Source organism: Pyxidicoccus sp. M6 (genome assembly GCF_055568925.1).
Genome location: NZ_CM145714.1, coordinates 7340956 through 7365661, shown reverse-complemented (window position 1 = coordinate 7365661; position 24706 = coordinate 7340956). Strand labels below are relative to the sequence as shown.

Genomic DNA, 24706 nt, shown 5'->3' with positions numbered 1-24706 from the left:
CCGCCGCCCGACGGGGGCTCCGGGCCATCCCGTCGGGTCGGCGCATGGTCATCGCTCTTCCAGTGGAGCCCTCAGCGGCGTGTGCTCAGGATGCGGTTGATGCCGAAGAGGATGAGCGCCGTGCCCACGAGCAATTGCGCTCCCCGGACGATGCGGTTGACGTCCACGGCGGGGACCCAGGAGACGTTGCCCTCGCGGATGACGAAGGCGCCCGCGGGCCTGGCCCGCAGACCGAAGCCGCTGCCCGAGCCGCTTGCCTTCGCGGCCTCGCCCTCCACTCCGGCCTGCTGGGGAGCCGGCCCCTCGCCGCCTCCGCCCCCTCCACCGCCGGCCACCAGGGCCGCGGGAATCAGGGTGATTCCACCCTGCTGGATGGCCTCTCCGTAGACGCGCTTCACGGTGATGCTGTCGCGGGCCTTGTCGATGACCTCGTTGACGTCCATGGCGTCCCCTCGAATTGGAGTCAGTGTCCTCACGGCGAGAGGTGGACACGGTGCGGCATGACGACTGGCCGGGCACGTCGGCGGGCCGCAGGGCGACACGACGGACCGGGGCTCCTTGGCAGGGTCTCCGGGCGGAGGGGCCGTGGGTCGCCTGGTGGCATGCCTGGAGTTGAGCCGGTTCGACAGCGGCGCCTTGGATCCGTCCGCAGGGACGTGGGCTGCTGGGAGGACCGTGAGCGCTTGGGACTCAACCCCGGCGCTCAGGGGTAACCCTTGCGCTGGAGTCAGCTGAGCAGGTCGCGAGGGCAGTTCCAGGTGTTCGAGAAGGGTACCGACTCTGGAGATTGCGCTGACACGTGATGATGCAGGGAGTAGGCTCGCCGCACGCGCAGCGTACGCACTTCCTCCTCGCGGAGCACTCCATGGAGCCTGGCCAACTGTATCCGGCACGCCTGCCCCCGGGTACGAGGGTAGGGCCATGGCGTGTGCTGGAGCGACGAGGGTGGGGCGCATACGGTGCCGTCTACCGCGCCTTCGGGGTGGAGGAAGTCCTCGGGCCCGTGGCGCTCAAGCTGGCCCTGTACCCCGGAGATGCACGCTTCGCGCGAGAGGTGGAGCTGCTCTCTCGCCTCCGGCACCCGGGCATCCCGCGCCTCGTGGGTCATGGAACCTGGCTGCAGCCGGGAGGCATTGCTCACCCCTACCTCGCAATGGAGTGGATCGAGGGCCTTTCCCTGTATGAATGGGCGCGAGTGCAGCGGCCCACGTCGCGGCAGGTGCTCCGCGCTCTTGGCAGCCTCGCGCGGGCACTGGAGGCCACGCATGCCGCGGGCGGCGTCCACCGGGATGTGAAAGGGGACAACGCGCTCGTGAGCGCCGCGGACGGCCGGGTCTTCCTGACCGACTTCGGCTCCGGGCATTACGTGGGAGCAGCAACGCTGACGTCGCCACCGTTTCCTCCCGGGACGCCCCCCTACCGTTCGCCCGAGGCGTGGGGCTCCATTCGCATCCCCTTCGAGCCGACAGCCAGTCCCTATGCCCCCGGCCCGGGGGATGATGTCTTCGCACTGGGGATGACCGCCTACCGGCTGGTGACCGACGAGTACCCTCCCACGCCGGCACTGCCGGGCGAGACAGCCCATATCTGGGGCCCGGAGGGGACGGGCCCACGGCCTCCACACCTCGTCAACGTCCGCTGCTGCGCGGAGCTGAGCGAGCTCGTGTCGAGAATGCTCTTGGTGAGTCCCGAGGCGAGGGGAAGTGCCCGCGAGCTGGCCGAGGCTCTGGAGCAGACCGCGAGAAGAGCGGGGCCGGAGGCGGACGTGCCGCTCTTCGCACAGGGGGAGTCCGAGCCCGTGGAGGCAAGGGGCGCCGGGCGGCCCGTTATGCATCGGAAGCAAGGGCGCACCAGAGGCACCTGGCTCACCGCGGCCAGCCTGGGAGGTGCCGTGGCGATTGGAGCCGGGTGGCTGCTGAGCGCGCATCCCGGTGAGGAGGCCCAGCAGGAACAGGCGTCAGCATTCGAGGAGGCGAAGGATGGCGGCACCGCGGCCGTCGGAGACGGCGCACTGACCGCCCCGATTCCTCCCACTCGGGTACCGTCGGCTTGGGCTGCCGTCTCTGTGGAGATACCGCCCAAACCCCTCCCAGGACAGACACGGGCAGATGCCGCGGGCCGCTGTCCCAACAGGGCACAGATTCCCATCAACGGTGGATGTTGGACGAAGCTGGCCGTGAGCCTGAAGGACTGTGACGCGAACTACAGCTATTACGTCTATCAAGGCGCGTGTTACGGCCCTGTTTTCCCACCGGCGCGCCCTTCCACTTCGGGCCCCTCGGAGCGCTCTGGGGACGACGCCCCATAACCCGCGTCTGCGAGCTCAGCGGCGAACATGAAGATCTCCATCTTCCTCAGCTATCCCAAGCCCGTTCACCAGCGCCAGGCCGCGTTCCTGGATCGCCTCAAGAAACTCCTGGACGAGCGTGGCTTCCAGCCGCGAACGCTGGGCGTCACCGACTACGACATGTCTGCACCATTGACGTCCATCCGCAGGCTCATGTTGGAGTCGAATGGGCTGCTCACCATCGCCTTCAGACGAACCTTCATCGAGAAGGGGATGGCCAGGCATCAGACGGATATTGCCGGGACAAATACCTCCTCAATCGATGGCAATTGGCTCACCAGCCCTTGGCCGCACATCGAAGTGGCGATGGCATACCAGTTGGGGCTGCCCTTGATGATTCTTCGTGAGAAAGGTGTTCTCGCGGAGGGGGTCCTCGAACGCGGCGTCGTAGGTCTCTATATGCCTGAAGTGGACCTCGACCGTTCCGCCGACGAGTATTTCGCTTCGATGGAGTGGAACGGGGTGTTTCTCAGGTGGGACGGCTACGTGAAGCAGGTGGCCGACAAGAAGGGGAGGCCTCCCCGCCTCTTCGGGGTTGAAGACTGAGGGCTGGCTGTCGTCCAAGCATCTGAGCGCGGGGCGGATCGCGCCTGACCAGCTCGCGGTCCGCCCCCGATTCGTTTCTCGCTCGTCGTGCCAGAAGCGGCTACAGCCTCAGGGTCACGAGCCCAGAGGAGCCAGGCTGCGGAGGCGTGCCGAAGGGCTCGGTCTGCGCAGCGCCGCCGAGGGCCACGGTGTTGGCGTAGTCAGGGGAGGTGGTTCCACCCGGCTGACGGGCATCGCCGCCCGAGGTGGCAATCAGCGTGGCAGTGGAGTGAATCCACGACGAGCCACCGCCACCACCGCCGCCGGTATAGGTGTACTTCTGGCCACCGCTGCCTCCGCCGAAGTAGCCCGCACCGCCACCTCCGCCGGAGCCATTGCCGGCGCCCTTGCCACCCAACTGGAAGCTGGCGGCGGTATAGGTGCTGGTGCACACGCGCGCCGCGCCACCCTGGTTGGCGGCACCCGCGAAGCCGTTGGCCGTGCACTCGTTATAGCCATACGGGTTCTGGTCATTGCTGATGCCGGCCACGCCGCCAGCCGTCTGGGTAGCACCACCGCCCGCGCCCGAGCCGGTCTGCACGTAGTTGTTGGGACGGCCATTCTGCCCACTGCCTGCGGCGGGGCCACCGGCGCCTCCGGCTCCTGCCAAAGCATCCGCGGAGCGGGTGCACCCGCTGCAACCATCAACGCCGCCGCCACCGCCACCCGCGGCGATGAGCATGACGGTGCCATTGCGAAGGACGTAGGAGGCGCCGCCGCCACCTCCGTACGCGGCACCGCCGCTGGCGACGCGAATCTCCAGGGTGTCGCCGGCAGTGACAGGGAAGGAGGCCTGCACCCAGGCTCCGCCGCCTCCACCGTTCGGAGCACCACCGCCGCCACCAGCGCCCCAGAGTTGGAACTCCGCCTGCGTCTTGCCGGCAGGAACGACATACGTGGCCACCTGCCCACCCGTGCTCCACGTCGCGGTGGGCGGCGTGGTTGCTCCCGCGATCCTCAGGGTCACGAGTCCGGAGGCGCCAGGCTGCGGAGCCGTACCGAAGGGCGTGGTCTGCGGAGCACCACCCTGGGCCACGGGGCTTGCATAATCAGGAGAGGAGGTGCCGCCCGCCTGTCGGGCCTCTCCGCCCACCGTGGCAATCAGCGTGGCGTTGGGATGAACCCACGAGGAACCACCGCCACCGCCGCCACCGGTATAGGTCCACTTGTGAGCGCCGCTGCCTCCGCCGAACCGGCCGGCACCACCGCCACCACCAGAGCCGTTGCCGATGCCCTGGCCGCCGAGCTGGAAGCTGGCGGCGGTATAGGTGCCGCCGGTGCACACGCGCGCCGCGCCACCCTGGTTGGCGGCGCCAGTGAAGCCGTTGGCGGTGCACTCGTCGTAGCCATACGGGTTCTGGTCATTGCTGATGCCGGCTACACCGCCGGCGGTCTGGGTGGCGCCACCACCCGCGCCCGAATTGGTCTGCAGGTATTCATTGGAGCGGCCACTCTGGCCGTTGCCTCCAGCGAGACCGCCACCGCCTCCAGCGCCCGTCAGCCCACCTGGATCCATGGAGCACCCGCCGCAACCATCGACGCCGCCACCTCCACCGCCCGCGGCGATGAGCATGACGGTGCCATTGCGCAGCACGTAGGAGGCACCACCGCCGCCGCCGTACGCGGCACCGCCGCTGGCAACGCGAATCTCCAGGGTGTCGCCGCCAGTGACAGGGAAGGAGGCGTGGACCCACGCGCCGCCACCGCCTGCGCCCGGGGCACCACCGCCGCCACCGGCACCCCAGAGTTGGAACTCCGCCAGCGTCTTGCCCGACGGAACGACATACGTGGCCACCTGGCCACCCGTGCTCCACGTCGCCGTGGGCGGAGTGCTCGCTCCCGCGAGCCTCAGGGTCACGAGCCCGGAGGAGCCGGGCTGAGGAGGCGTGCCGAAGGGCTCGGTCTGCGCAGCGCCGCCGAGGGCCACGGTGTTGGCGTAGTCAGGGGAGGTGGTGCCACCCGGCTGGCGGGCATCGCCACCCGAGGTGGCAATCAGCGTGGCAGTGGAGTGAATCCACGACGAGCCACCGCCACCACCGCCGCCGGTATAGGTGTACTTCTGGCCACCGCTGCCTCCGCCGAAGTAGCCCGCACCGCCACCTCCGCCGGAGCCATTGCCGGCGCCCTTGCCACCCAACTGGAAGCTGGCGGCGGTATAGGTGCTGGTGCACACGCGCGCCGCGCCACCCTGGTTGGCGGCCCCCGCGAAGCCGTTGGCCGTGCACTCGTTATAACCATACGGGTTCTGGTCATTGCTGATGCCGGCCACGCCGCCAGCCGTCTGGGTCGCACCACCGCCCGCGCCCGAGCCGGTCTGCACGTAGTTGTTGGGACGGCCATTCTGCCCACTGCCTGCGGCGGGGCCACCGGCGCCTCCGGCTCCTGCCAAAGCATCCGCGGAGCGGGTGCAGCCACTGCAACCGTCAACGCCGCCGCCACCGCCACCCGCGGCGATGAGCATGACGGTGCCATTGCGCAGGACGTAGGAGGCGCCGCCGCCACCTCCGTATGCGGCACCGCCGCTGGCGACGCGAATCTCCAGGGTGTCGCCGGCAGTGACGGGGAAGGAGGCCTGCACCCAGGCTCCGCCGCCTCCACCGTTCGGAGCACCACCGCCGCCACCAGCGCCCCAGAGTTGGAACTCCGCCTGCGTCTTGCCGGCAGGAACGACATACGTGGCCACCTGCCCACCCGTGCTCCACGTCGCCGTGGGCGCCGCCGTATCCAGCGTCAGAGGCGCGGAAGGACTCTCCTGGCGTTCAACTTCCGCGCTTTTCGGTTCGGACGATGGAGCGCCGGTTCCACAGCCGGCAATGAGTATCAGCAGGGTGGCGAGAATCGGTATGGCACGAATTCTGGACATGGCTTCCTCCTGGCCTCGCACAGAGGGATGCAAAGTTCCGCCCGAAGTGCGTATTGCTGGATTTGCCTATTTTACCGCTTTGGGTCTTCATCAGTCCAGAAGCCCCTGTGTGACGTGCGTGTCGAAGCGGCATGGGGGCGCTGGCGCTTGCGCGGCTTTCCACCAGGCCCAGAGCGCCGCTCCAGCGGGGATGAGAACGAGGAGGGACGAAACGGATGGGGCGGGGGGCGAGCCGATGTGAGATCAAGACGTCAGCCGGGACCAGCTCGTCCTACTACGCCGTCAGTCCAGACGGCCCCGGAGCGATGGCTCGAGCTGTTGCAGCATCTCTCGGGCCTGCTCTTCCTCCGTCAGGTGCCGCTCGTAGCGCAGCCGACCCGCAACGAGCTCCCAGCAGTCGAGAATATCCTCGCACTGCGTCAGGATGGCGTACCAGCGCGCATCCTCGAGCAGCGGCGCGGCACTCTCGAGGATGCGATGCGCCAGTTCGTACTGCGCGTACACCATGTCAGCATAAATAATTTATCGCCGCTGGCGCGTGTCCGACCCACGTCGAAAGTGATGGGTTTGCGCTGACTCATGCATGGATTTGACTGTGCGAAAACTACGATCATTGTGCCGAATCGGCAGGAATCCGACCGCGGTCATGAATTGGTAATTGATGGGCTGCCAATGGATGCTGTATATTTTCACTGCGGGTGAAATATATAGCCCGCAGTCAATGACAGTCCAGCTTGGGTGCCCGCGAGCTCCGCGCAAGCCGTCGCGAGGCCGTGGTGCGTCTTTTCAGGGGGAATCTCCATGAAACACAAATCAATTTCTCTCCTCGTCATGCTCACGGGGGCCGGCTTGCTCGGCCTCATCGGCGGTTGCAGCCCGACCCTGACCGAAGAGGATGACGTGCACGTCGGTTCGGCCGACTCCGCCCTCACCGCCGAGCAGTGCGATTACTTCGATGTCAACGGTACGGTCCAGATCTGCCACAAGACCAGCTCGATGATTCATCCCTACACGATCGTCCGTGTTAGCGAGCAGGCGTGTGTCAACGCGCACAGCGATCACAGCGGCGACTACGTCACCAGCCTCGACCCGACCTCGCCGCTCTACGACCCGACGTGCAGCGGCCAGGGCTGCCTGTCCGTGAACGCGCCGTGCGACGCCACGGTCCCCTGTTGCGACGGCCTCACGTGCCAGAGCGGCACCTGCGCCGACGTCAACGAGTGCGCCGCCGGTACCGACAACTGCAACGAAAACGCCACCTGCACCAACACCGTGGGCTCCTTCACCTGCGCCTGCAACGCGGGGTACGAGGGCGACGGCGTGACCTGCACCAACATCGACGAGTGCGCCGCAAGCCCGTGCCTGAACGGTGGCACCTGCATCGACGGCGTGGGTAGCTACACCTGCGAGTGCGCTCCCGGCTTCACCGGCACCAACTGCGAGACCAACATCGACGAGTGCGCCGCAAGCCCCTGCCTGAACGGCGGCACCTGCACCGACGGCATCAATAGCTACACGTGCGCATGCGCTCCCGGCTTCACCGGCACCAACTGCGAGACCAACATCGATGAGTGCGCCGCAAGCCCCTGCCTGAACGGTGGCACCTGCATCGACGGCGTGGGTAGCTACACCTGCGAGTGCGCGCCCACCTACGAGGGGACCAACTGCCAGGCTTGCTCCGGCACCCTCGGGGACTGCAACGGGGACTCGTCCGACGGCTGCGAGGTGAACCTCCAGAGCGACGCCGATAGCTGCGGCGCCTGCGGCATCGTGTGCTCGACCGGCCAGATCTGCTCGAACGGCACCTGCCAGGCCGCCCCCCCCGGCCAGGTCCCCGGCACGCCGGTCAGCTCCCCCGCGAACCACAACCCGCTGGCCCCGGCGGTCGCCGATGTGAATGGCGACGGCAAGCTCGACATCCTGGTGGCCAACGCCGAATCCGGGTCGATCCTGACGCCCTCTGGCTCGCTCTCCGTTTTCCTGGGGAACGGCGACGCCAGCGTCCAGTCGGAGGTCAACTACGGGAGCGCCTCGCTCTCCAGCAACGCGGTCGTGGCCGTGGACGTGGACGGCGACGGGTGGCTCGACGCCGTCACCGTCAACGGCCAGACCAACCTGCCCCTCATCAACGGAGACATCAGCGTCTACAAGAACCTGGGCCCGAGCGCGCCCGGGACCTTCGGCGCGCCGACGAGCTTCACCACCGGCACCCCGGGCTCCGTCCACCTCTGCACCGGGGACTTCAATCACGACGGGGTGGCTGACATCGCCACGACAAGCGTGACCCTGAGCCAGGTGAGCGTGCTCTTCGGCACCGGCGCGGGCAGCTTCGGCGCGCCCACGCTCATCGGCATCCCGAACACCGGCGGCGCGCAGTCGACGATCGCCTGCCGTGACCTGAACAGCGATGGCTTCTCCGATCTCGTGGTGACGAGCCCCGCCAGCGCACGCCTGTCGATCCTCATCAACCAGGGCAACGGCTCGTTTACCGCACCCGTCTCCTACACCAACGCCGCCTCCGGCCAGACGGCGGGCATCGCCTTCGGCGACGCCAACGGCGACGGCACGCTCGACATCCTCTCGAACGGCGCGGCCGGCCGGTTCCTCTTCTTCTTCAAAGGGAACGGCAACGGCACCTTCGCGAGCGGCGTTCCGTCCACCGCCTCGGCCACTGCGGCCGCCAACTCGGCGCTGGGCGTCGTGGCCGATGACTTCAACGGCGATGGCAAGCTCGACGCCTACATCCTCGTTACAACGGCCTCGGGCGGCGTCCGCCCGATGACCGGCGACGGCAACGGAGGCTTCACCTCGGGCACCGTCGTCACGACCGGCGCCTCGCCTGGCCTCAACGCCATCGCCACCGCGGACATGGACGCGGATGGGTACGCCGATCTCATCCTGACCAACAGGGGCTCCGGCACCGTGACCGTGGTCCCCAACGGACTCTGAGTAGCTGTCCGCGATACCGCTATGGGGCGGTGTGCCCTGATTTCAGCGCGGTCTCGGTAGGAGAATCGGTGCGCCGCGTGCTTCGCGCGCGGCGCACCGAAAGACGCGCAGGCGCCTGACCCGACCTCACCGAACCCCTGTTCGCCCGGAGCACGAACGAAGCCGCCGAGGCTGCGAGCATCCTCCGGCGCTGCTTCGGCGACAACGCTCCGCACGGGCTGATCGACTTCTTCACCGGCTCAGCATCGACCGCGGCACCGCCCACCGCGGAGCAAGGTCGTCCTGCCCCCTACAACAAATAAAGACGCACCCGCGGGCACATTTGTATCCTGGAGCAGCCCCCAGGCGGTCAACGTCGCGCTGGGAGACTTCCTGGAGGAGGTGGAGTGCACCTCGCTCCAGGAAGAACGGATGACGGCGGGTGGCTAACTCCGGGCCTCGGGCTCGCGGCAGACGGCCTCCAACGCATCCTCATCGGTCTGGGAGGGCGCGGGCTGCACGGAGGCCTGCGGCTCGGACGGAGCGGCCGGCGAGGCGCCGTTGCAGACGCCGTAGGCACCGCAGGTGGTGATGCGGCCGGCCTCCAGACACTGGGTGGTGCACGGCACCGCTTCACAGAAGTCGTTAAGGGACCTCCTGGAGTGGTGTCCCCACCGGCTCCCGGATGAGAGACCGCGACGGGTCTCTGAAGTTGCCATTTGACGGGGCAACTCCACGCATGTGCCCCCAGTGCTCAGGGAACGATGAAGGTGTAAGCGCTGGAGCTCGGGCTGATGGTGCCCGCTCCATCCGTCGCCGAGACCCGCACCGTGTGGGCCCCCGGCGACAGCGCCGTGGTTGGAGTGAAGCTCCAGGTGCCCTCGGCGGTGGCCGTGGGAATGGCCACCCGGACCTCATCCACCCATAGATTGATCTTGAGGCCCGCCTGCGCCGTCCCGCTGAAGGTCGGCCGGTTGCTGCTCGCCACCGTGCCGGCGGCAGGAGTGCGCACCACCGGGGTCGCCTTCCGGATGCGCAGCGTGACGGAGTCGAACACCTCGACGTTCTTCCCGTCCACCCGGATCCCGTGGCTCACGTAGCTCACCGGGGTGATGACGATGTCCGTGAAGATGAGCCCCTTGGTGGACTTGGGGTCCACCCGCCCGAGCCGAAACGTGCCCATGGCCATGCCCGTGCAGCCCTCGCAGATTCGCGCGCGGTGCACGAACACCGAGCCGCCTTCCAACGGGCTGATGTCCGTGGTGCGTGACCTCGGGACGGACACGAACAGCCGATAGGGGATGTTGGGGATTTCCCAGACGGCACCCAACGGGAGGGGGCTGTTGCTCCCGGCATTCTGGTCCACCGGCCGGAGGGTGATGTCGAGCGCGCTCCCGTCCTCGAGGGCCGAGTTGATCTGGACGAGCTCCTCCTTCTGCGTCCAGCCCAGCCAGTGGAGCTGCGGCAGGTTGTAGCTGAGCGCCGGCATCCGGGCCATGAGCGTGGTCGTGTCGCTGTTCCCCACGCGCTCGCCATTCTCGTCGAGCCGCTCGCCGTGGTTGAGGCCGAGCACGTGCCCTGTCTCGTGGGCGTAGAGAATCGGCAGGCGGTTGCGGAGGTAGATGCGGCGCGAGTCCGCGTGCGACGGGTTTGTGCACAAACCCTGAGGCAGCATGATGACGGTCAGGAATGCGTCCGCGTTGCTGGCATTCCTGGCCTGGGACTCCGCCTGCTTGCAGCTGGCGTTGCTCGCCACGTTCACGGTCCGATGCGTCCCGTCGAGGAGGTTCAGGCCCACCTGACCGCGCGACGCCGTGCCGAAGTATCCATACAGCTCCTGGAGGTCACTCTTGATATCGGCAATCGAGGGCGTGGTACGTCCGGATTGGGTGACGCGGACGATCCTGACGGTATGAGTCGAGTTGACCGCGGCCAGGTTGCTGTTGAAGTTCTTGACGCACGTCGGCTCGTCGGGAGCGCACTCGTAGCGTGCAGGCGAGGGGCGCTCCTGGGCCGGTTGAATCCGGTAGGACCTCACGTTGTCGTTCGTGCTCGCGCCGCTGGCGTACGGGGTCTCGCACAGATTGGTGTCGGCCTGGGCGGTGAGCGTCTCGCCGGTGCAGCCCGCGCCGGAATAGAGCGCCACGGTCGTGTAGGGCTCCACGCTGACGTAGGAGGCCTCCGCGTCAGCCAGGGTGAAGCAGCCGTCGACCTCCGTCCCCTGTATCACCTCGGAGGCGGAGTCACAGTGGGTGCGCACGAGGACGGGGGAGGCCGCGGCAACGAGCTGCGCGCGCAGCGTGGGCCAGTTGGCGGCCGTGCAGCGTCCCGCCTGGACCTCCGCGATGAGGAACCCGTCGTCGAGCGCAGGGTGGTCATAGGTCGCGCACGCTTCATACATCTCGCTCCAGTGCGTCCAGTCGCAGGTCCCCGCGTCGACGTACTCCTGCACGCACGCGAGCGCATCCTCGAGCGCCACGGAGACGACCGCCTGCCGGGTGGAGCCAACGGACGCCTCGGACTCTGGAGCAGCGGCGGGCGGCTCCTGCGTCAGGCCACTGCACCCTGTCACCAGCGCTCCGCCTATCGTGACGGCAATCACAACCAGCCTGTTCATACTTTCCCCTTTGGGAACCCGCTGTTCCGAGGCAGAGGCAAACGCCTCCAGGCGGGTTTTCATGAATAGTACGCCAATTCTGTAAAACCTGTTTGAAACAGAACACGCAACGTCGTCGCGGCGTGTCCTGCCTGGGGGCTCGTATCGCCGTGTCTTCGGGGTCGATTCCGTCAGCGTTCCATGCAGACGCGGCGGCGTTCCGTGCAGACGCAGCCCGGGTTCATTTCCGGGAGCGCCCCCTCGAAGGGGCGACCGCGCGGTGGGTGGTCCGTGACATGCACTCCGGGGCGCCAACCACCCCGCCTGCCCCAGGAGCGCACATGGCCCTCATCTTCCACCAGAACATGTTCGACTACGGGGGCAACTCCGCCCTGCGGAACGGCACGTACACCGGTGCACTGGGTGCCATCAATGGCATCACCGGAGCGAACTACTTCGCGGCGGGCTTCACCGAGGTGCTCAACAGCGGGCCGGGCCTGCTCGGCAACCTGTCGCTGCTGGCCCAGACGCTGGATGCCGGGCTGACGCGCCTGGTCGTCATCGAGGTGGGCACCACCGCCCTGGGCCGGCGCGAGTTCATCGGCATTGCCTGGGACAACGTCGCGTTCCCCGTGACGCACGTCGGCCAGGTGCTCTGGAATCCGTTGAACCGTTCCTGGACGCCCTACAACACGACGCCCGCGCCCGCATTCAACACCTCCATTCCGCTCCCCCTGGGAGTCGCGCTGGGGGCGGACACGCGCGGCCTCGCCTACATCGCGGGCACGAGCGCCAACACGGGCCGGCGCTACCTCATCGCGTTCATGCACAACATGTACGCCCTGGGCAACAAGACCGCGGCCTTCGAGAGCCTCAACGTCATGGCCTCCAGGGCCCGGAACAACATCGGCGGCAACTACGCGAATGCCACGGTCATCATCGGTGGCGACTTCAACCTCCTGCCTCGCACGCGCAAGCGCGCTCGCGGCTCCGATGAGCGCTTCTATGCCCGTGCCGCTCTCGCGGCCCCGGGCGTCTACGTCAACACCACCAACGTCCACCCCTATGACTTCTGGGTGGTGAACACCACCAACGTCACCGACGCGGATGCCCAGGTGTTCGTGCAGACGCGCGTCGCCCACGCATCGGACCACGCCGGCATCACCGTGACGTTCTGAGCCCCCCGCATCCGAGTCTCCGGAGGAATCCCATGCGAGTCCTGGACGTCTCTTCGTTCCTGCCGCTCAGCGGCACCACCGTCACCCTCGATGCGCAGTCCGCCGCCGGTGACGTGCTGCGCGACCAGCTCATCCGGCTGGGAGGCGCGCCCATCGTCATCCAGAACGCCACGCGGAAGGTGGACGGCGGCATCGTCACCGTCACCGGCACCGCCAGCCTGCTGCGGATGGCGGACCTGCCCGTGACGGCCACCGCCGAGGCCGGTCCCGACGGCGCCGTGGTGACGGCGCGCTTCACGTTGATTGCCGGCACGCCGGGCCCCAATGCCTGGAGGTTCAGCAACAGCTTTCCCTCACTGCCGCCGCTGCGCGCGGGCATGAGCCTGACCAAGGACGCGGACGGCTCCACGGCGAAGCCCGAGCCCCACCTGTTGGATTCGCTCGCGCTGTCGGATGCGGCCTTCGTGCTGACGACCGCCACGAAGGGCTCCGACTCCGTGACGGGCGCCCCCTTGCAGGCAGGGCTCAACTTCGTGGCCCGGTGCAGGCCGACCGGGGTGCTCGGCCTGTTGGGCAGCATCATCAGCGGTGGCGGAACGCACGTGCTGCATGGCCCCATCCTGCTGCCGAAGGAAGGCGAGGTGACTCTGCCGCCGCCTCCGACGCCCTCCATCAAGTTCCCCTGGCAGCTCGCGCAGCTCATCCCCGGCATCCACCTGTCCGCGGACCTGGGGGTGGATGCCTCACTGGGCAACGCGCTGAAGTTCCATGACGTCGGCCTGCGCATCTACTGCCCCATCACCCAGGCCTGGGCGGACGCGAACCCGAGCTACCCGCAACGCTACGCCGCCGCCGCGAAGCTGGAGGTGCCCAGCGCGAAGCTGTCCCTGGACCTGACCGCGGCCGGCCTCGGCTCCCGCTCCAGCCTGATGCTCTTCGGGCAGTTCGAGGGCGTCAGCTTCGGCAAGCTGGAGCATCTGCTGGACCTGGCGGGAGGCGGAGACCTGGCCTCACAGCTCCCCGACGACGTGCAGCAGGCGCTCGGGGCGCTGAGCTCGCTGTCCCTGGAGGGCGTCACCCTGGGACTGGGGCAGGGCTTGAGCGTGCAGAGCGTGGGGCTCACCATCGGCATGTCCCAGTTGGGCACGAAGGTGCTGCCGGGACTGGAGCTGCAGCGGCTGTTCGCCAGCTTCAGCATCGCCCAGCCCTTCGGGCCGGCGCGTGCGCTGTCCGTCACCCTGGGCGGCGGCGCGCAGCTCTTCGACGTGCCCTTCGAGGCGACACTCGATTTGCCCGAGGTCTCCGCGACGGCCCGGTTGACGGAGGGCGCGACGCTGCCGCTGGCGAAGCTGACCGAGCACGTGGGCCTGCCCGGCGTGCAGGACCTGAAGGTCGACTCGCTGCAGGTGGGCATGACGAAGGCCGGTGACTTCACCTTCGCCGCCAGCATGGCGCAGACGCCGCCATGGACGCTGGACCTGGGCCCCGTGCCGCTGACGCTGTCGGACCTGCGCCTGGTGGCGGGCAGGGCAGGGGGCACGTCCACCGGCAGCTTCAGCGGAGCCATCGCCCTGGGCGATGACCTGCGGCTGGACTGCGCGTGGCAGACGCCGGGGGAGTTCGTCGCCCGGGCGGAGCTGCCGGACGTCCGGCTGATGGAGCTGGTGGGCAAGCTCACCAACCAGGACATCTCGCTGCCCGGGGGCTTCGACCTGGAGCTGACCGACGGCAGCGTCCTCATCCAGTACGCGGGCTCCAACCTCGTCTTCCGGTACGCCACCACCGTGGAGGACCTGGGGACGGTGGCGTTCGAGGCCCGGCGCGTGGGAAGCGGGAGCTGGGGCTTCGCGGCCGGCGTCGACCTGTCGGGACTGCGGCTGTCCTCGCTGCCGGGACTCGACGGGCTGAAGCCCTTCGAGGACCTGTTCCGGATGGATCAGCTCATGCTGGTGCTGTCCTCGTTCGAGGACCCGGGCTTCCAGCTCCCGAGCCTCGCGGCCTTCAACAGCCCCATCCTCCGCACGGGCGACCTGAAGCTGCCGGCCCAGGCGGGAGGCGTCATCGCCGGCTTCAACGCCTACGCGCGGTGGACGCTCGACACGTCGTCGCGTGAGCAGGAATTGCTGCGCAAGCTGCTGGGATTGGACCCCAGCCTGGGCATCACCCTGCAGGTGGGGACGAACCCGACGAAGGACAGCCGGCTGTACGTCAGCTACGACACGCGCATCCAGGGCCAGCCCTTCCACTGCATGGTGGGCGGGCAGATGAAGGACGGGCAGGTGGGCCTGTTCCTCACGGGCGCATTGGAGACGCGCATCCAGGGGCGGCCGGTCCGCTTCGATGTGACGACGCTGTTCGTCGCCAACGGCGCGTTCATCTCGGGCTCCATGCTCGGCTCGGTCGAGTTCGCGGGCCTCACGTTGTCCAACGTGGCGCTCGTCGTGGGCGTGAGCTGGGAGGCGATACCGAGCCTCGGCATCGCGGCGACGCTGGCGGTGGACCGGTTCCAGTCCTCGCTCGCCGTCTTCTTCGACAGCACGGACCCGTCGCGCAGCATGCTGGCGGGCTCGTTGAGTGACTTGTCGCTCCGGGACGTCGTGGACACGCTCGCCGGCAAGGTGCTGCCCTCGGAGGTGGACGCGGTGCTGCCCCAGGTGGAGCTGGTGGGGACGCAGGACTTCACCGTGGGCGCGGAGCTGGCGGCGTCACTGGACAACCTGCAGGTGGACGCAATCTCCGCGGCCTTCGCCACGCACGGCATCACCCTGCCGGCCGCCGTCTCGCAGGTGCTGCTGGTGGCGAGCAAGCCGGGGCAGCAGTGGTTCATCACCGACATGACGCGCATGGTGCACTACGAGCTGGAGAAGGTGTCCGGCGGCATCCGCGTCAGGCTGAGCCCGCAGTTCTACTTCGCGCCCAACAACACGGCCATCGGCACCCTGCGCTTCGAGCAGGGCATGTTCCTCAACACGGGGCTGAAGGTGCTGGGCCTCGATGCGATGGCGAAGGTGATGGTGAAGCCCTCCCAGGGCATCGTGGTGGACGGGCGGATGGACCGCATCGTCATCGGGACGGAGCAGCTCTTCAGCCTCGAGTCCAAGGATGGCCAGGGCGGGCCGCGCGTCTCCGCGGCCACCTTCAACCAGCCGGAGGTGGCGGATGCGGCGATGAAGGGACCGCACTTCCTCATCGACGCCAGCATGACGTTGCTGGGGATGACGCGGGGCGCGTACGTCAGCATCAGCAGCAAGGGCTTCGCCTTCGACCTCACTGGCGCCCTCGTGCCCGGCTCCACGTATTCGCTGCGCGGCCAGTTCTCCGGCCTCACCCGCCTGAAGGTGGGCGGCTCGTTGCAGCTCGGCATCGGCACGGTGGACCTGGGGCCGCTCGGCAAGGTCCACATCGATACGGGCGCGCAGGGCTCGCTCGATGCGGGCGTGGACGGCCAGAAGCTGTGGGCGAAGTTCCAGGGCAGCTTCGAGTTCGCGGGCTCGCGGACGAAGCTCCCCGACGTGGACCTGGACGTAAAGACCGCGTCCCTGCCCGAGCTGCCGAAGAAGGTCCTCTCGCTGGTGGAGGCGGCGCTGAAGGACCTCTTGAAGGATGCGGGACGGTGGGCCCGGCTCGTGCGCGACGGCGTCATCCAGGGCGTCTCGGATGTGGCCGGAGTTCTCAAGAACACCTTCGGGAAGGCCATCGCGGAGGTCGCGGCCGTGATGAAGTCGGCGGGCTACGCGGCCGATGCGGTGTGCAACGGACTCAAGAGCGCCTTCGGCGCGACCGGCGACCAGGCCGCGAAGGTGCTCAAGCTGGTGGGCTATGCGGCGAACGACGTGGGCAACGCCCTGAAGTCGGCCTACGGCGCGACGGCGGACCAGGCCGCGAAGATGCTCAGGGGCGCCGGCTACGCGGCGAGCGAGGTGGGCGGTGCCCTGAAGTCGGCCTATGGGGCCACGGCGGAGCAGGCCGCGAAGCTGCTCAAGGGGGCAGGGTACGCGATGAACGACGTGGGCAACGCCCTGAAGTCTGCCTATGGCGCCACGGCCAATACGGTCGGCGCCGCGCTCAAGGGCGCGGGCTACGGCATCAACGAGGTGAGCGGCTTCCTGAAGGACGCGTACAAGCTCGGACCGGACTCGCTGAAGAAGGTGATGGAAGGCATTGGCTACAGCAGCAAGGAGATCAAGAAGGCCTTCGAGAGTCTCGGCGGTGCGTTCAAGGAAGCCGCGAAGGAGATTGGCGAGAAGCTCGACCCGTCGAAGTGGTGAGTCGGGGACGGCTCGGAAGGAGCCACCAGTCAGTGGCTCCCCGGGCGGCGTGCCGGACTTCCGCGAGGTCCGCGCTCGCGCTCAGCACACACACGCCCCACTTCCTGGTGGTCACACCACCGGAGCACCCGGACATCTGGCTCCTGGGTACGGAGGACCAGGCCTCGGGAGGGGACCGCTCGTACGACGACGACGTCATCCTCATCCGGAAGCTACCCGTCCCGTGATGCCGCGTCTGCGCCCTGGAGAACATGGCCGGTGAGTTCGCCGGCTGGGGCGAGTCCATCGACATCTCCGGCGCCTCGGGCTCGCGGCTGCTGAAGGTGGTGCGTCACCGGGTGCCGCGACAGTCCGCGCGTCGCAGCGAGGTGCCGGACTCGGTGCGGTACTGGTAGACGACGCCGCCCTCGTCGAGGACGACGAAGTCCCGGAAGGTCTCCTCGGGCATCGTGCTGAGGGGCACCTCCGTCTGTCCCAGCACCTTGCCGTCCAGCCCCTCCAGGCAGAGCAGCAGCACGCCAGGCTCGGTGGGCGGGCCTCCGTGACTCTTCGGGAGCGTCCCCGCGGCGCCCAGGTAGATGACGCCGGCGCGGTCCGTGTCGAGCAGCGTGAGGTACAGCAGCGGGATGCCGAGCCGGTACTCGCGCGTATAGCGCCGGGTCCCCGTCTGACGGTCGATGGCGTTGATGAAGACGCGCCCCGTCGGCCTGTCGATGATGCGGGCAATCAGATAGGAGCGGCCGTCGCGGCTTGGCCGCCCGGGAATCTCCGGCCGCGTGGGGTCCGCCTGGCCCGACAGGTCGCCGATGCGCACCAGCGCGCCGTGCTCCCGCTCGACGTACACGGAGTCCCCGTCCACGAAGGTGCCGGTGATGCCGCCCGGCCTGGGAAGGCCCGCGCCCTCCAGGGGGAGCTCGCCCCGGAGCGCACCCGTCTCGGGGTCCAGGATGGCCACCGTCTTGTCCTTCAGCCGGTCCAGCACCAGCAGCGTGCCGTCCTTCGCCACGGTGACGTCCTGCGGAGTCTGCTGCGTGAGCGGCAGTGTCCCGAGCGCCTTGCCATCCGGACCGAACGTGACGAGCCGGCCGTTGACCTGATCCAACACCACGATGTCGCCCAGCGGGGTGGGGGACAGGGCCATGGGCGCCTCGGGGTTGCCCTCCCGGGGCCGGTTCCGTCCGAGCTGGGACGGTCCGCTCCCCCAGGTCGTCTCCATCAGCACCTCGCCGCGAGCAGGGCCGCTACCGCCGCCCTGCCGGGACGAAGCGATGGAGGACGCTGCTCGCTGCCCGGGCGCTCCGCCGCCATCCCCGGCCGTGGAAGCTCCAGAGGGCTGCCCGTCCGTGTTGGCGGGCGTGCCCGTGAGGCCCTCGCCGTGATTGCGGGTCAGCACCCAGGCAAGGCCAAGCACCAGGGCGACGAGTCCCGCGACGAGGGCACCGCGCCCGCGCGACGTCATGAAGTCACTCCCCGCGGGCGGCTCAGAAGTGGCGGATGGCGTGGAAGTCGGTGGAGGCGGTGCGGAGGTTGTACACGCAGCCGTACGCGCAGCCCTTGCACTCGTAGGCCCACATGCTTCCCCAGCCGTCGCCCTCCTCGTAGACGAAGGTGTGGCCGGCGCCGTCGATGTTGTAGACGAGCGCGTCCGCCTTCAACAGCGCATCGCGGCTGATGGTCGTCCACTGGCTGCTGTCCACGTTGAAGTGGACGGTGCCGTAGGGGTGCGAGTCGACCGTCACGTCGGTGTTGGTGCTGGGCACCACCCACACCTTGGCGAGGAAGCCGGAGCAGTCCGCGCCATACGAGCCCGTGTGCGAGCAGCTCGGGCAGTCGCCCGTGCAGGTGCCCGCCGCGGAGCCGGTCCTCCAGGCGCCGTGGCCCCACCAGTAGGAGAAGCCCACCCCGCTCGCGGCCCGGGCAATGGCGGCGTCTCTCACCGGCGAGGAGCCGGAGACCTGCACGAGGTACGAGCCCGAGGCCCAGCCGGTGACGCCGCTGTAGCTCACCTTGTACCAGCCGCTCGTCGGACAGCCGGTGCCGGCCTCCGTGGCGATGCTGCCGGACGGCATGGTCAGCAGGATGCCGTAGCTCGTCGCCGGCCCGCTGCGCAGATTCAGGTTCGCCGTCGTCTGGAGGCCGGAGCCCGTCGTGACGCAGGTGGTGATGGCGCTGGTGCTCGTGCCCAGGTCCTCGTCCGCGCCGGTCAGCTCGAGGCTCTCCACGGACGACGGAGTCCCGCCACACGCCGCCACCCACGCCAGCACGACCACCCACTTCAGGGAATGACTGCCAGGATTGCCACGGCCCATGCAGACCTCACATTTGTATCGAGGTCCGGCACCTTACCGGTAATTCACGCCGAGTGATACATCCTGCGCCAGCATTGGCTGCTCCGCGCGCGTGATCAGAAGAAGTCCTGGCTGGCTTCCCCCGGCTTCGCCACGAGCCAGACCCCATCGTTGCCCTGACGAACGGTCAGCCCCGTGCCGAGCACGAGCTTTTCGAGGATCGCGTCGACGGCTCGGAGCGCGGGGGCTGCGGCAGCCCTTCGATCGGGGCGCGGGGTGATCGGCGGGTGAATCAAGGGTCGAAGCCGAGCCAGCGCCTCGCCGGGCAAGAGCGGCTCTTCGGCGATCTTCATCTCGAGCCAGGTGGCCGAAACGGGGCCGGCGAGCCCGTAAAAGTCGACGGTCTTGTCGTAGTACTCGCGGAACGCATTCGAGAGCGCGGCGCGCGAGACGCGGCCCTCCCAGGCCGACACCACGGCGGCCAAGAGCTCGACCGCGGCGCCCTCGAGATGGACGTACTCGGCGAAGTCCCCGTCGCCGTCCGACGCGAGCTGGCGGCGGTCCTTCTTCCACTCCTTGCGCGCCTGCAATAGCAGGCGCCGGGCTCGCTCGTTGGGTCGAGCGAAGAGGAGCCATGGCAAACAGGAGTCGAAGTGGCCGGCCCACGCCTCGTCGGGATCGATTGTCTCTGCGAGCCGCTCCATCTCCGCGTCGTCGGTCGAACCGGATGCCATCCATTCGAGCACCAGCGCAAGGGCGTGGGCCTCCTCGTTTCCGCCCTGCCGCAGCTCGGAGACCCTGGTGACGATGCGTTCGCGCCCGCGGTCGAGCTGGCCGAGCACGGCGAGCCGGAACAGGTCGTCCTCGCCCTCGGGGACGAACCGTGCCTCGTCGAGCCGATCCGCGAACGTCTCCCAGTTCGTGCGCTCGACGTTCACGCCGTCGGCGGCGAGCGCTCGTCGAGCGGCGCGAAGCTCGTCACGGAGCTTCTTGCTGTCGGCGCGCGAGCAGCCTTGGCGCCCCACGAGGGCGACTTGGGCAACCGGATAGGTGTCATGGCCACCGGCGACGAAGAGCCACGACGTCAGCGCAGCGTAGTCCTCCGCGGAGACACCTCCCATCACGAACTCTCGTGCGATGGCCCAGAGCATGACCGCGATCAAACCTACCAAGGGGACCGCGTTGCGGGCGACCCACGCGGGCTCGAGGAGCATGGCCACGAGAACGGCCATGACGAGAGCGGCGAGCGCGAGAAGGCGGAGGTGGCGGCGATTCATGGGTAGATTGTTCTATCGAGCCGCCGCCGCGAAGGCGACGCGCAAGAGAACGAGCCCCCTTCGCTCACGCGAGCGCGCGCCGTCGCTGACAGCAAGCCGTGCACGGTGAGGCTCCAGGCGAGGGCCGGCCCGGTTTCGAGGACGATGTCCGAGGGAGGGCTGGGGCGGGTTCATTCTCCCAGCCGCTGGCCCGCTCTCCCTTCTTGTTGGGGCTTGGAACGGCCCTCTCCGTGAGGCGCCCGCTCGGTGTGTCGAGGCACGGCCTCCCGAGGTGCACTGCGGCCGGGGAACAGGCTGCACATGGTCCAGGGTGAAGCGCCCGTCAGGGCGCTCTGAGCGAGCATCCCCAGCGAGGAGAGACACCATGGACGAGACGCATCGGAAACTGTTCCAGCCCCTACCGGGCGTGCGCTGGGGCGCGGTGGCCACGGGCGCCTTGTTGGGGGCCGGCGTGTGGCTGGTGCTCCTGCGCTTCGCGGGAATGCCGCAGCTGTTCTCGATCCCGTCGGAGTTGTTCAAGGAGAACGCGCCCGGACTCGGGATGCGGGTGTGGTGGGTGGTGGCGCCGCTGCTCGCCTCGGGCGTGGCGTCGTGGACGGGGGTCTGCGCCTCGGGCGAGCGCGGCATCCGGGACGCGTACCTGCACGGGTTGCTCGCCTGGGCGGGTGCGCTGCTGCTGGCCTCCTGGGTGGGGATGGGCAGCATGGGCACCCTGCCGGAGCGGGGGTGGAGCGGGCTCGCGGCGGTGGTGGGCGCCGTCGTGGGAGCCGCGCTCGGGCGCGCCCTCCTGGCCGGGCGCGTGGCGGTGCCCTGGGTGCGCTCGGGTGCCGGCCGCCGTTCCCTGCGGCGCGGCGAGTCCTCGGTCGAGGCGGGCTCGCAGTCCCAGCCCCACTCGCGGTGGAGGGAGGTGGTCGAGGCACGGCGGGGGGCGTCGGGGGACCAGCGGCCCGGTGCGCACGAGGACGCGCGGGGCCCGGACCACGACGTGCACTGACAGCGCTACTGGCACAGGGGCTGGTAGGGGATTCCGGGCACGAACTGCCTCCATTCCTCGGGGCTGAGGCCCGGAGCCACGAGCTGGCATGCCACACCGGCAGGATCGGCGACGATCGCCGGCAGAGCGCCGAGGTCCCACACCATGGCGTGGTAGTCGCTGCTGCTGGTCACCAGCCAACGACCGTCCGCGCTGAGATCCAGGTCCTGGACGTCACCTGAGCGCATCGGGAGTGTCACCACCTGGTTGGGTGCGGCCGCCTGGGCGACGTCCCACAGGATCGCGGTCCCGTCCTTGCTCACCGTCGCCAGCAGGTTCCCTCCGGGGTGGTAGCCGACGTCGTTGATCCCTCCCGTGTGGCCCTTCAGCGTGGCGACGTGGCGGGGCCGAGCGGGGGCGGTGACATCCCACAGGTTCACGATCTCCTGGCGACGACCGACTCCGTAATCGGGATGGGTGGTCGCCAGCAAGCGCCCGTCCGGGCTGAAGGCCGCCTTCATGGAGCCGTGGCGAGGTTCGGAAGAGAGAGCCGGAGGGGATTCGGAGGAGAGGCGAACCGGACGGGAGGGGTCGGAGAGATCCCAGAGGATCAACCCAAAATCCTGAGGGAGGGCCAGGACCTTTCCGTCCGGGCGGAAGGCGATTCCGCCCAGGATTTCGATGCCGGAGAACCGGGCGAGCGGGCTCGGGTGGGCGCGATCCTTGACGTCCCACAGCGCTCCCCATCCCTCACTGAATACCCGGCCGCCCTTGGCCACCAGCGTCGTTCCGCGCGGATTGAACACCACGGCCGTCACGGCGGTTGAAGGGGTATTGGTCGCGATCTTGCGCGGGTGCTCCCGGTTCGTGACGTCCCACAGCACGAACGCGCCCGGCGAGTTGAAGTTCGCCTCGTTGCCGGCCGCGCTCGCCAGGGTGGTGCCGTCCGCGCTGAACGAGATGGCATTCACGGGGCTGATGCGCCCGGGAAGCGTCGCCAACCTGCTCGCACGGCGTGGGTCGGTGACGTCCCAGAGGAGCACGGCCTCCTGGTTGCCCGCGGTCGCCAGGGTGCGGCTGTCTGGGCTGAACGTGGCCGCGTGCCCCACGCCCTCCTTCTCGGCCAGCGTCGCCACGGCTGTCGGTTCGGGGGAGCGGGTGTGCCAGCGCGTCACGGTGGCGCTGTCGTCGGCGGCGCTGAGGGTCAGGCCATCCGGGCTGAACGCCACGGCCTCGACCGAGCCCGTATGGCCGCCCAGCACCGCCGGGCTCGGCCGGGTCGGGTCCCGGAGGTTCCAGAGGCGCGCCGTGCCGTCGCTGCTGGCGGTCGCGAGCGTACCGCCGTCTGGGCTGAACGCCACCGCACGGAGCCAGTCGATGTGGCCGATGAGCCTGGCGAGGTGCTTGGGGGTTCGCGGAACGGAGATGTTCCACAGGTCCGCGTCGCGGTCATCGGTGGTGACGAGCAGGCGGCTGTCCGGGCTGAACGCATGGACCGTGTTCGAGAGCGGCAGCCGCACCAGTTCTCTCGGGCGGGTGGGCTCGGAGATGTCCCAAAGGGTCTGGCCCGTCCCGTGAGTCACCGTCATCCCCCCCGTGGACAACTCCCTGCCGACGATCCGCGACGAGGAGGTGAGGAGCAGGCGACCATTCGGGCTGAAGAGCACCTCTTCGGAGTCGAAGACCCGGGTCCGTGTCAGCAGCCGCCGGGGTCTGGCGCGGTCGCCGATATTCCAGAGGATGAGTGAACCGCCGCTCTCGCTCTTGCCTTTGCCTGGGATGCAGACCGCGGCCAGGGTCTTTCCGTCGGGGCTGAAGGCCACGGCCGCCACATTGGGCAGGTCGGTCAGGGTGGCGACTTGCCGGGGCCGGGTGCGCTCGGACAGGTCCCACAGGATGACGGTGCCGTCAGGGGCAGAGGTGGCCAGCGTGCGGCCATCGGCGCTGAAGGCGACATCCGTCTCGTCCTCGGCCTGGTTGGAGAGTTTCGCCAGCCGGCTCAGGCCGGAGTCGGTGACCTCCCACAGGGTCACGCCCGCTTCCTGGGTGGAGGTGCTCCTGACGGTGGCCAACATCCGCGCGTCCGGGCTGAACACCGCCGAGTCGATGCGGTCCCGGGAGGGCAAACGGGAATCATCCGAACTGGAATCGCCCGAACTGAGACTGCCCGCATAGCGGGTACGCATCAGGTTGGTGACCAGGCCGAGCCGGGCCTGAGGCGTGGAATTCACTCGCAGCGCGGCGAGGTTGAGCTGGAGCGACGTCCGGGGCTGCGTCCCGCGGACGTTCGCGGCCTCCGCCAGAAGGGCCCGGCCCGTGGCCAGGCGGCGCTGCTCCTCGGCGAGCTTCCGCTGCTCTTCGGCGGCGGAGCGTTGCTGCTCGGCGACGGAGCGTTGCTGCAGGGCCACGCGGGCGGTGATGAGGGCAACGACGAGCAGGGCGATCAGGCCGGTGACGGCGGCCCAGCGCAGCCGTGTGGCGAGGTGGTGCTGGCGGATGTCCTCGCTGTCCAGTTCGTCCTTGGGGATGCCGTGGATGGTGGCGGCCAGTGAGCCCACGCTGCCGCGGAACCTGACGTGCCGTTCGGAGAGCTGGGTCTCGGTGCGGGCCCAGGTCAGGTCCACCCACGTTGGCTCCGCGTCGAACGCGCCGCGCAGTTGCTCGGGCAGCGCGGTGGTGCGCCGCCAGTCGAAGTCACGTGCCTCCGCGTCCCAGTGAATCTCCCCATCGGTGAGCGCGATGAGGAACGTGTCGCGCTCACGTTCCTCCTGCCAGAAGGAGACCTCGCGTCGAACCCACTTCGAGCGGGCGGATTCCGGGGAGGCGATCAGGATGAAGTAACGCGAGGTGCGCAGCGCGTTCTCGATGGTGACCCAGAGATCCGGGTTGGCCGAGAGGCTGCCCTCGTCGCGGAACACCCGCAGGGCACGCGGCCGGTACCAGCGTTTGGCCAGACGGTGCAGACAGCGCTGCACCGCGGGAGCGAGCCGATCGTCGGCCGCACGGCTGTAGGAGAGGAATGCGTCGTAGACCCACTTCGGCTTGGGCGACTGGTTGTTGCTCATCGCACCCCCCGGACTGCTCATGCCCGACCCGGTCACCGATTTCCAAGGGTCCACGGGGGGGGCGAGGCTGTCGTCCCTCCAACTGCACCGCCTGCATTTCGTGACCCCATCGGTTCTTGGCGAACCCAAGTTGGACCAAGGCCGGAGAACACGTGCCGGCCCCCGCGTGCCAGCTGACACGTCATTCGCATCAACTGAAATGTCAGCGAGCGTGGAGCGGACCTCGGGCATGCGCAGGTTGCCCTCGCGCTGAGCCTCGTCGCTCCTGGGCATGAGGCTTGCTGTGTGGATTCAGGCCCACCCACCACGGGCCCCTCCCGGAGATGAAACACAACCAT

17 protein-coding genes are annotated in these 24706 nt (G+C 68.7%); 8 read left to right on the top strand and 9 right to left on the bottom strand.

What is annotated here, in order from left to right; all coding sequences use genetic code 11:
• Positions 1 to 71 precede the first annotated feature (71 nt).
• The gene (locus tag ACVTJA_RS28930; RefSeq protein ID WP_465824441.1) at positions 72 to 443 is read right to left on the bottom strand and encodes a spore germination protein GerW family protein; all 372 of its coding nucleotides are present in this window, start codon (positions 441 to 443) and stop codon (positions 72 to 74) included.
• 485 nt (positions 444 to 928) lie between these two features.
• Here ACVTJA_RS28930 and ACVTJA_RS28925 point away from each other — a divergent pair, with 485 nt between their 5' ends.
• Both ACVTJA_RS28925 and ACVTJA_RS28920 read left to right on the top strand, forming a co-directional pair.
• On the top strand, positions 929 to 2308 hold the full coding sequence (locus ACVTJA_RS28925; protein WP_465824440.1) for a serine/threonine protein kinase: 1380 nt from the start codon (positions 929 to 931) through the stop codon (positions 2306 to 2308).
• 27 nt (positions 2309 to 2335) lie between these two features.
• Positions 2336 to 2893 carry a hypothetical protein gene (locus ACVTJA_RS28920; RefSeq protein WP_465824438.1) on the top strand — a complete coding sequence of 186 codons (558 nt, stop codon included), beginning with the start codon at positions 2336 to 2338 and terminating at the stop codon, positions 2891 to 2893.
• 100 nt (positions 2894 to 2993) lie between these two features.
• Here ACVTJA_RS28920 and ACVTJA_RS28915 read toward each other — a convergent pair whose 3' ends face one another.
• Together ACVTJA_RS28915 and ACVTJA_RS28910 are read right to left on the bottom strand one after the other, a co-directional pair.
• Positions 2994 to 5795 (bottom strand): hypothetical protein, encoded by a 2802-nt coding sequence (locus ACVTJA_RS28915; protein ID WP_465824436.1) that lies wholly within the window; start codon positions 5793 to 5795, stop codon positions 2994 to 2996.
• A gap of 282 nt (positions 5796 to 6077) precedes the next feature.
• Positions 6078 to 6302, bottom strand: a complete 225-nt coding sequence (locus ACVTJA_RS28910; RefSeq protein ID WP_465824434.1) for a hypothetical protein — start codon at positions 6300 to 6302, stop codon at positions 6078 to 6080.
• A gap of 294 nt (positions 6303 to 6596) precedes the next feature.
• On the opposite strand from ACVTJA_RS28910, the gene ACVTJA_RS28905 reads away from it, so the two are divergent.
• On the top strand, positions 6597 to 8744 hold the full coding sequence (locus ACVTJA_RS28905; protein ID WP_465824432.1) for an FG-GAP-like repeat-containing protein: 2148 nt from the start codon (positions 6597 to 6599) through the stop codon (positions 8742 to 8744).
• 425 nt (positions 8745 to 9169) lie between these two features.
• Here ACVTJA_RS28905 and ACVTJA_RS28900 read toward each other — a convergent pair whose 3' ends face one another.
• Both ACVTJA_RS28900 and ACVTJA_RS28895 read right to left on the bottom strand, forming a co-directional pair.
• The gene (locus ACVTJA_RS28900) at positions 9170 to 9352 is read right to left on the bottom strand and encodes a hypothetical protein (RefSeq protein ID WP_465824430.1); all 183 of its coding nucleotides are present in this window, start codon (positions 9350 to 9352) and stop codon (positions 9170 to 9172) included.
• A gap of 125 nt (positions 9353 to 9477) precedes the next feature.
• A complete protein-coding gene (locus ACVTJA_RS28895) occupies positions 9478 to 11340 on the bottom strand; it encodes an Ig-like domain-containing protein (RefSeq protein WP_465824428.1) in 1863 nt (620 codons plus the stop codon).
• A 320-nt stretch (positions 11341 to 11660) separates the two neighbouring features.
• Between ACVTJA_RS28895 and ACVTJA_RS28890 the strand changes: the two genes are divergently transcribed.
• From ACVTJA_RS28890 to ACVTJA_RS28875, 4 genes are read left to right on the top strand one after another with little or no spacing between them, the layout of a single operon-like run.
• Positions 11661 to 12497 (top strand): exonuclease/endonuclease/phosphatase family protein, encoded by an 837-nt coding sequence (locus tag ACVTJA_RS28890; protein ID WP_465824426.1) that lies wholly within the window; start codon positions 11661 to 11663, stop codon positions 12495 to 12497.
• Positions 12498 to 12529: 32 nt separating this feature from the next.
• The gene (locus ACVTJA_RS28885) at positions 12530 to 16765 is read left to right on the top strand and encodes a hypothetical protein (RefSeq protein ID WP_465824424.1); all 4236 of its coding nucleotides are present in this window, start codon (positions 12530 to 12532) and stop codon (positions 16763 to 16765) included.
• A gap of 32 nt (positions 16766 to 16797) precedes the next feature.
• The gene (locus ACVTJA_RS28880; protein ID WP_465824423.1) at positions 16798 to 16992 is read left to right on the top strand and encodes a hypothetical protein; all 195 of its coding nucleotides are present in this window, start codon (positions 16798 to 16800) and stop codon (positions 16990 to 16992) included.
• A 24-nt stretch (positions 16993 to 17016) separates the two neighbouring features.
• Positions 17017 to 17160, top strand: coding sequence for a hypothetical protein (locus ACVTJA_RS28875; protein WP_465824421.1), 144 nt, complete (start codon positions 17017 to 17019; stop codon positions 17158 to 17160).
• Here the strand turns inward: ACVTJA_RS28875 and ACVTJA_RS28870 are convergent.
• The 3 genes from ACVTJA_RS28870 to ACVTJA_RS28860 all read right to left on the bottom strand — a co-directional run bounded on the left by ACVTJA_RS28870 (position 17097) and on the right by ACVTJA_RS28860 (position 20330).
• Entirely contained in the window at positions 17097 to 18224 is a 1128-nt protein-coding gene (locus ACVTJA_RS28870; RefSeq protein WP_465824420.1) for an NHL repeat-containing protein, read from the bottom strand. The two genes, ACVTJA_RS28875 and ACVTJA_RS28870, sit on opposite strands and share 64 nt — an antisense overlap.
• Positions 18225 to 18246: 22 nt before the next feature.
• The gene (locus ACVTJA_RS28865; RefSeq protein ID WP_465824418.1) at positions 18247 to 19074 is read right to left on the bottom strand and encodes an SH3 domain-containing protein; all 828 of its coding nucleotides are present in this window, start codon (positions 19072 to 19074) and stop codon (positions 18247 to 18249) included.
• Between the two features lie 95 nt (positions 19075 to 19169).
• Entirely contained in the window at positions 19170 to 20330 is a 1161-nt protein-coding gene (locus tag ACVTJA_RS28860) for a hypothetical protein (protein ID WP_465824415.1), read from the bottom strand.
• A 364-nt stretch (positions 20331 to 20694) separates the two neighbouring features.
• On the opposite strand from ACVTJA_RS28860, the gene ACVTJA_RS28855 reads away from it, so the two are divergent.
• Complete coding sequence (locus ACVTJA_RS28855; protein WP_465824413.1) at positions 20695 to 21324, top strand: hypothetical protein; 630 nt, start codon at positions 20695 to 20697, stop codon at positions 21322 to 21324.
• Positions 21325 to 21329: 5 nt separating this feature from the next.
• Here the strand turns inward: ACVTJA_RS28855 and ACVTJA_RS28850 are convergent, their stop codons facing one another.
• Entirely contained in the window at positions 21330 to 24368 is a 3039-nt protein-coding gene (locus ACVTJA_RS28850) for a TIR domain-containing protein (protein ID WP_465824411.1), read from the bottom strand.
• Positions 24369 to 24706: the final 338 nt, after the last annotated feature.